7 protein-coding genes, 1 tRNA gene and 1 CRISPR repeat array are annotated in these 6,935 nt (G+C 67.6%); of the genes, 4 read left to right on the forward strand and 4 right to left on the reverse strand.

What is annotated here, in order from left to right; translation table 11 throughout:
* The coding region (locus QZ847_RS07640; RefSeq protein ID WP_294355030.1) for an alpha-amylase family glycosyl hydrolase at window positions 1–463 on the reverse strand (463 nt) is incomplete at its 3' end.
* An 84-nt stretch (window positions 464–547) separates the two neighbouring features.
* Window positions 548–1,456 (reverse strand): hypothetical protein, encoded by a 909-nt coding sequence (locus QZ847_RS07645; protein ID WP_294355033.1) that lies wholly within the window; start codon window positions 1,454–1,456, stop codon window positions 548–550.
* A 79-nt stretch (window positions 1,457–1,535) separates the two neighbouring features.
* Between QZ847_RS07645 and cas5e the strand changes: the two genes are divergently transcribed.
* Genes cas5e through cas2e form a run of 4 tightly spaced genes read left to right on the forward strand, consistent with a single transcriptional unit; the run spans window position 1,536 to window position 4,374 of the window.
* On the forward strand, window positions 1,536–2,294 hold the full coding sequence (gene cas5e / locus QZ847_RS07650) for a type I-E CRISPR-associated protein Cas5/CasD (RefSeq protein ID WP_294355038.1): 759 nt from the start codon (window positions 1,536–1,538) through the stop codon (window positions 2,292–2,294).
* Window positions 2,291–3,112 carry a type I-E CRISPR-associated protein Cas6/Cse3/CasE gene (locus tag QZ847_RS07655; RefSeq protein ID WP_294355043.1) on the forward strand — a complete coding sequence of 274 codons (822 nt, stop codon included), beginning with the start codon at window positions 2,291–2,293 and terminating at the stop codon, window positions 3,110–3,112. The genes cas5e and QZ847_RS07655 overlap by 4 nt, the downstream gene beginning before the upstream one ends.
* On the forward strand, window positions 3,113–4,051 hold the full coding sequence (cas1e, locus tag QZ847_RS07660) for a type I-E CRISPR-associated endonuclease Cas1e (protein WP_294355045.1): 939 nt from the start codon (window positions 3,113–3,115) through the stop codon (window positions 4,049–4,051).
* On the forward strand, window positions 4,051–4,374 hold the full coding sequence (cas2e, locus tag QZ847_RS07665; protein ID WP_294355049.1) for a type I-E CRISPR-associated endoribonuclease Cas2e: 324 nt from the start codon (window positions 4,051–4,053) through the stop codon (window positions 4,372–4,374). Before cas1e ends, cas2e begins: the two co-directional genes overlap by 1 nt.
* Window positions 4,375–4,430: 56 nt before the next feature.
* Window positions 4,431–5,069: direct repeats of the CRISPR family, unit length 29 nt; unit sequence GGCTCCCCCGCACCCGCGGGGATCAACCC.
* Between the two features lie 436 nt (window positions 5,070–5,505).
* On the opposite strand, the gene QZ847_RS07670 is transcribed toward cas2e, so the two are convergent.
* Window positions 5,506–5,727: a hypothetical protein gene (locus tag QZ847_RS07670; protein ID WP_294355052.1), complete on the reverse strand. Its 222-nt coding sequence runs from the start codon at window positions 5,725–5,727 to the stop codon at window positions 5,506–5,508.
* A gap of 967 nt (window positions 5,728–6,694) precedes the next feature.
* A tRNA-Met gene (locus QZ847_RS07675) sits at window positions 6,695–6,771 on the reverse strand.
* Window positions 6,772–6,935: the final 164 nt, after the last annotated feature.

A 6,935-nucleotide genomic window follows, 5' to 3' on the forward strand; every position in this document is an offset into this window, starting at 1 on the left:
ACGTCCATGCCGGGCCGCCGAACACCGACTGCCAGTTGTTGGGCGGGCTGCCGTCAGGCTTGGCATCGCGCCACACGTACCAGTCGGCGTGCACGCCCGTCCGGCTTGCGCGACTGTCCTTGAACCACGGGTGCTGGTCCGAGGTGTGCGCCCACACCTGGTCGAGCAGCACCTTTAACCCAAGCGCGTGCGCGCGCGCCACCAGGGCGTCGAAATCGGCGAGCGTGCCGAACACCGGATCGACGTCGCAGTAATCCGACACGTCATAGCCGAAATCCGCCATCGGCGAGGTGAAGAAGGGCGAAATCCACACCGCATCGACGCCGAGCGCGGCGACGTAGTCGAGATGCGCGGTGATCCCGGGCAGGTCGCCCACCCCGTCGCCGTTCGCGTCGGCGAAACTGCGCGGGTAGATCTGATAAATCACCGCGCCCTTCCACCAGGGCGCCTCATCCGCTCTCATCACGTCCGCCACTCGCTGCTCCCGATCCGCGCAACCCGCCTTAGCCGAATGCCGGCACGCTGACACGACCTTCACCGCACGCCATCACCTGAGCGCGTGCAGACCCCATTGATCGTAGTCGTACCGCCGTGCGCCGATCTCGAACGTCGCCGGACCGGTCACGCGTGGCTCGTCGCACGCACCGATCCCGCGCGCCAGATGCGCAGGGATCGCGATGCGCGTGATCGCGCCGCCGAACGGGCTGGCGATCGGATCGGGCAGGTCGATCAGCAGGTCGCGCGCGCCCAGTCGCGTGACCACCGCTTCCTCGACATCCGCGAAGGTCAATGTGCGAAACGGCTGCGACAGGTCGAGCGCGATGCGCCGCGCGGCCTCGGCCGAGGCGAGCTCGCCGCCCGCACGCTCGGCGGCGTGATTGTGCCACGCCGCTCCTTCCGCGCTGATCGCGGCGAGCGCGTCGGGGTGCAGCGCGCGCTCGACCAGCCGGCGGTTGTCGCGCGGGATGACGATCTCGGGTGACTGCTCCAGCACCCGCAATGTCGCCTCGAGCTGGACCAGATTTGGGTAGACGCTGCCAAGGCCATGCCGCGCGCCGCCGCCCTTGCCCAGCAGCACCGACAGGTCTCGTGCCGCCGAGCGCAGCACCAGCACGCGCGCCGGCGCGAACGCGCCGCGATCGTAGCGCCGGTGGCGATGCAGCCGTCCGATCCGCTGCAACAACACGTCGATCGGCGCCAGATCGGTGACAAGGAAATCGGCATCGATGTCGAGCGACTTTTCCAGCGTCTGCATACCGACCAGCACCTGCCCGCGTGCATGACGCCGCTTGCCGAACGCCTGCTCCACCGCTTCGTCCAACCGCTGGCGATCATCGCGCGCGAAGCGGCCGTGGTGCAGCGTCGGCACGCCCTCCACCGCGAACGCCAATTCGGGCGCGCGCGCCGCCACCGCCTGCGCGACCGCCACCGCGCCCGCGACGCTGTTGCGCACCACCAGCACCGATCCCCGGCAGCAGCCTGCGCGATCTCGCCGCCTGGGCCGGTGCCGTCGTGCGCGATGCCGCGGTTTCCGCGTGAGGCACCTGCTCGTCGACCTCGACGCGCCGTTGATGAGCTTCGGCGGCGACGTGGTCGACGCCAACGGTGTCGTGCGCGATTTCCCCGCCAAGTCGATGATTGCGGGGCTGTTCGCCAACGCGCTCGGCTGGGAACGCTTCGACATCGATCGGCACGCCGACCTCCAGTCGCGGCTGACGATCGGCGCGGCGCGCGTCGCCGAGGGGCAGCGCATGCAGGATTTCCAGACCGCCAAGCTCGAGGTGAATGACCGCGGCTGGACCACCCGCGGGCGGGTGGAGGGGCGCGCCGGCGGCGGCGACACCTACAAGTCACCGCACATTCGTTTCCGCGACATGGACGCCGACGCGCGCGTGCTGGTGGCGTGTCGGGTCGCGCCTCCTGACCCCGACGACAGTGCTCCCCATCTCGACGCTCTCGCGCACGCGCTCGCGCGGCCCGAACGGCCGTTGTTCATCGGGCGCAAACCGTTCGTTCCCTCACGCCCGCTGCTACTCGGCATCGTCGAGGCGGAAACGATCCCCGCTGCGCTCTCCGCCGGTCTAGCGTTGCTCGACGGCGCGGCGCGGCGCGACCGCGTGCGCGCGCAATGGCCCTACGCGGAGCTGACGGGAGCGACACGCGCGCAGGCGGAGGCGGCGGGCGCGCAGGAAGACGCACTCACCGACGAGCGTCACTGGCCCTCGGGTGTCCACGCCGGGCTTCGCCGCGTCGTCCACGGCCAACTCGACTGGCCGGCGGAGGCGACCGCGTGACGCTTCACCTGCTGCGGATCGGCATCGACCGGCACGCGCTGCAACGCTTCGCGGTCGAGCGACGGCTCGACGACGACGACGCGGGCTACGCGCTCCACGCCGCGCTCGCCGCGCGCTTCGGCGCCGCCGCGCCGCGTCCATTCCGCTTTCTGCCCGATCATCCGCGCGGGGCTCACCTGCTCGGCTATGTCGCCGACGCCGCCGCACTTGGCGATGCCGCCGCACTCCCGCCCGCCGACGATGGTGCCGCCGCAATCTTCCCGGGCGACCACCAACTGCAATCGATGCCCGACGCGTGGCGCGAAGGCGCGCGCTACGCGTTCGAGGTGCGCGTCCGCCCCGTCGTGCGCTTCGGCAAGCAGGCGCGCACCGCACGCGCCGAGCGCGGCGGCTGGCAACCGCGCGCGGGCGAGATCGACGCCTTCGTCGCCGCGTGCGAGCGCGCAGCCGTGACCGGCGGAGACGCGGGCGGCACGCCTGAAAGCGACACCGAGTTCAACGCGATCGACGGCATCTCGCGCGAGGCGGTCGACGCCGACTGGCTCACCGCGCGGCTGAACGGCGTGGCGACGATCGAGCACGCGGGCTTGCGCGACTTCCGCCGCGCACGCACCCGCCGCAACACGCACGCGGGCAGGGGCAGTACAGGCGGCCAGCCGCGCACCCTCGCGGTCGAAGGTCCCGACGCCGTCATGGCCGGCACGCTCGCCGTCGCCGATCCCACCGCCTTCGCCGCGCTGCTCGCCGGCGGCGTCGGCCGACACGCTGCCTTCGGCTTCGGCATGCTCCTCCTCGCCCCGCCCGGCCGCGCGCGTTAGATGTTGTCGGGTCGTCTCGGGCTGGAGCGCGCGCGCATTCCGCACGCCGACCGGCACGGGTTGATCTGGCTCGATCGCGGGCGGCTGGAGGTGGAGGACGGCTGCCTGCGCTTCGCGACCAACGGCAGCGACGCGATGGCGGCGGGCGATTACCAGATCCCCTATCATACCATCTCGATCGTGCTGCTCGGACCCGGCTCCAGCGTCACGCACAACGCGCTCCGCCTGCTCGCGCGGCACGGCTGCGCGCTCGCCGCGATCGGCGACGGCGCGGTGCGCTTCTACACCGCGCCGCCGCTGATGCCCGACACCTCCGCGCTCGCACGTGCGCAGGTGCGGCGCTGGGCCGATCCGAAACAACGGATGGAGGTCGCGCGCGCCATGTACGCGATGCGCTTCGGCGAGATCGTGCGCACGCGCGACATCGCGGTGCTGCGCGGGCAGGAGGGCGCGCGGATCAAGCGCGCCTACGCGCTCGCCGCCGAACGCCACGGTATCGGCTGGGGCGGGCGCCGCTACGACCGCGAGAACCCGGAAGCCGGCGACCTCGCCAACCAGGCGATCAACCACGCCGGCGCGGCGATGACCGCGGCAGCAAGCGTCGCGGTGGCGGCGGTCGGCGCGATCCCGCAGCTCGGTTTCGTCCACGAGGACTCAGGGCAGAGCTTCGTGCTCGACATCGCCGACCTCTACCGCCACGACGTACTGCTCGACATCGCCTTCTCCGCGGTGCGCGAGGCGCGCGCGGCGGGTGCCGCGCCGATCGAGCGACTGGTGCGCAAGCGCGCGGCGCTGCTGTTCCGTCAGCGTAGCGTCATTCCCGGCATGATCGACCGGATCAAGACGCTGCTGATGCCGGGGCAGGAGGGCGAGGTGATCGCAGACACCGGCGCTGGCGCTGGCGCCGCAAGCGTGGCCGAAAACAGGCGCGCGACCTGATGCCGCTCACCGTGGTCATCACCCGCGATGTCGAGGATCGCTACCGCGGGCTGCTCGGCTCGGCGATGCTTGAACTGGCACCCGGCGTCTACGCGCAGCCACGGATGAGCGCGGGCGTGCGCGGCCGCATCTGGGCGGTGGTGGAGGAATGGCACAACCGCCTGCGCCGCGGCAGCATCGTCATGTGCTGGGCCGAACCCGCCTCCGCCGGCGGCCTCGGCCTCGCAACGCTTGGTGAGCCGCCAAAGGACGTTCTCGTCCACGATGCCCTCCTCCTCGTCCGCCGCCCCCTTCCGCCGCGATCGATATCACCCATGTCCTGAGCGCACGCTCATGCTTCTTTGACAATGTGAGCTTAATCAATCTATTAGGATGCAGAGGCTCCCCCGCACCCGCGGGGATCAACCCCGGACTGCTTGTCGGGCATACGGCTGGAAATCGGCTCCCCCGCACCCGCGGGGATCAACCCTGACCGGTCGTCAATCCGACGATCCCGCCCATGGCTCCCCCGCACCCGCGGGGATCAACCTGAACCTCGGAGAGGGTGAGCGTTCCGTCCGCGGGCTCCCCCGCACCCGCGGGGATCAACCCCATCTTCTACGTGCTGCGGCAATCGCGGTTGTGGCTCCCCCGCACCCGCGGGGATCAACCCGATCCACCAGCCGTAAAGGCCCGCCGCGATACGGCTCCCCCGCACCCGCGGGGATCAACCCGACTGGTCGGGCGAGGTCATGACCAAGGATGAGGCTCCCCCGCACCCGCGGGGATCAACCCGCATGATCTCCGCCGGGGCGGCCGCGTGCCGCGGCTCCCCCGCACCCGCGGGGATCAACCCTTGTCCACCGTCGCCTGGGCCGCGTCCACCCGGGCTCCCCCGCACCCGCGGGGATCAACCCGGGGCTTGGTGGGATCAATGATGCGCTGCCGAGGCTCCCCCGCACCCGCGGGGATCAACCCATCGCTCCGGCGTCTATCCTGATCCAAGAGCCGGCTTCTCCGCACCACCGGGATCAATCCTCATACATCAGCGCGTCGGGTGTGAGGGGACTTAAAAAACCGGACTAGCGGGGATATCCGGGAACAACCCAAGCAATATGGGAAAAGACCGCAGAAGACCGCCAGTTTCTCGATTTTAGGGTAGGGTTCGTGCAACGGACATTAAGGTTTGGACTAAGTTGCCAAGTCGCTTATTTGAAGATCCGCTGGGCATGAGAGAGGGAGACGATGCGGCGAAACTCGCCAAGCTCGTAATTGCCAATAGATGGCGGCTTTACGCCGTTTGCGGCCAAGTGACAGGATTGGCGTTCCCGGCGCGGGCGTGATCTAAGATGGCAAATTGCACACGCAGCCTCAAAGCGGACCGATTAAGTTGGCACCCTCTAAAAAGATTAGACTTTGTGGCTCGTCGGGCGCTCGGCCGCCTCAAAAACGCGGCCGTTAAGCTGGCGAACTTTTCAGGAGTCACTTTCGGGCCAACCCGGCCCTTCATCAGCAACGATGATCCCGTAGAACAAGCCCGACAGCAGATCGATCAACGCACCGTGGTCGAGCGCTAGCGTGGTCATGGTTTCGATCACAGCTTCTGTGGGTTGGTAATCGCCGAGATCGGTGTGCAACCTGATACGTTTGCGCAGCCGCCGGCGGCGAGCAAGATGCTGGAACGCGATCAGCGGCACAGAAAGCTGCAAGCGAAACTGGGGTAGTGACGATCTTGCGGACTCTTTCGGCCTCCTCAAGTTGTTCGTCCGTCAGAGGACCAACACCTGCGCAGCCCTGTATAAGCGCGCGGAGGTGTCCCGTCCGCATTTTCATCACACGATCTGCTGCCACAGCCTCATCTTCAACGTTCAAAGGCATCCAAGCCGTGACTAACATGTCGCGCCGAATGGCGGCTAACTGCTCGTCTGCTTGCACCGCCTCATCGGCGCGGTCGTTCGACCGCTTTCCAGTCAGTATGTAGAGAACGTCTCACCCCGGCCTCAGCCCACACGGCCAATGCCGGAGCGATAGGTGTGGACGAAGCATCACTCTCCCACTTGACCTGTGCGCTCTTCGTGACGCCCGCCAGATCAGCAAACGCGATATGCGATCGCGTCAGCCTTAGGCGTTCTTCCTTGATCCGCGCAGCGATCGTCGCACGGGTGCCTTACCGTCTTAGATGGTTTACGTTTGGCGACCTTAGAAGTACTTATACAGTACCTGCGGGAACCACCCTAAGAAAATATGGTGCTCGCGAAAAAGGTACAAGAAGCCCTCACATGTGTCGGAGCGACATAAGGCGAGCTTCCAAACCAGCTTGGCGTCAACATCGCAGTCGATCGTGTCCGCCGCGCCGCCTGCGGAGCACAGCGACGCGTGCGTAAATTCGTCAACCACCGTCAGAATCCGGATGAACCGGTCGCTGACAAGCGTGTCGCTGACAAATTTCAGACTTCAGCGGAGATATGGGCCTCGCGGCAGCGCTATGGATGCTCGGGTGTCGTCGCTCGCTTACAGCCACGCCGGCGCTCGACCCGCAGCAGCTCCTCTTAGTTCATGACCAGCCCGTCGCGGACCAGCATGATCCCAGCCGCCGGTAGCCGAAGCCGATGTTCCGCCACGATCTGATGCAGCCGTGACCGATAGGATCGCCATCCTCAACGTTGGTTGCGGGGGCTGGATTTGAACCAGCGACCTTCAGGTTATGAGCCTGACGAGCTACCGGGCTGCTCCACCCCGCGACGCTGAGCTGAGCTGTTCTGCGGCACGTTTTGGGCATGACGCGGTGTGGCTCGGCTGGATCCGGCGTGTGTTGGCCGGAGGTGACATTGTGATGGGTTCTTTTTGTTTGTTTCACCGGCATCAATGCCTGGCGGCGACCTACTCTTCCATCGCTTGAGCGATA

It is taken from the genome of uncultured Sphingomonas sp. (genome assembly GCF_913778135.1).
Lineage (GTDB): Bacteria > Pseudomonadota > Alphaproteobacteria > Sphingomonadales > Sphingomonadaceae > Sphingomonas.